Genomic DNA, 284 nt, shown 5'->3' with positions numbered 1-284 from the left:
GGACGCAACCAATACCGCGCCCGCCGCGGCCTATACGGTGAGCAGCGCCAGTGGCCTGGCCATCAGCGTGAACGGCGTCACGGTGAACGCCGCGGACAAGACCGTCACCCTGGCGCTTAGCCGCACCGTGGACAGGACCGAGGTGGTGAGCGTCAACTACACCAAACCCGCGACCGGCAACAACGTGCTCCAGGACGCTGCCGGCAACGACGCAGCCAACCTCACGAACCAGGCGGTGACGAACGCATCCGCATACGACATCACCGCCCCCGTGCTCAGCACCG

Annotated in this window: 1 protein-coding gene; it reads left to right on the top strand. The window is 66.9% G+C overall.

From position 1 onward, the window contains the following. The coding region (locus VTU_RS29910) for a SwmB domain-containing protein (RefSeq protein ID WP_010109458.1) at positions 1 to 284 on the top strand (284 nt) is incomplete at both ends.

The organism is Verminephrobacter aporrectodeae subsp. tuberculatae At4, assembly GCF_000193225.1.
GTDB classification, from domain to species: Bacteria; Pseudomonadota; Gammaproteobacteria; order Burkholderiales; family Burkholderiaceae_C; genus Acidovorax; species Acidovorax aporrectodeae.
This window is presented reverse-complemented; position numbering and strand designations above follow the sequence as displayed.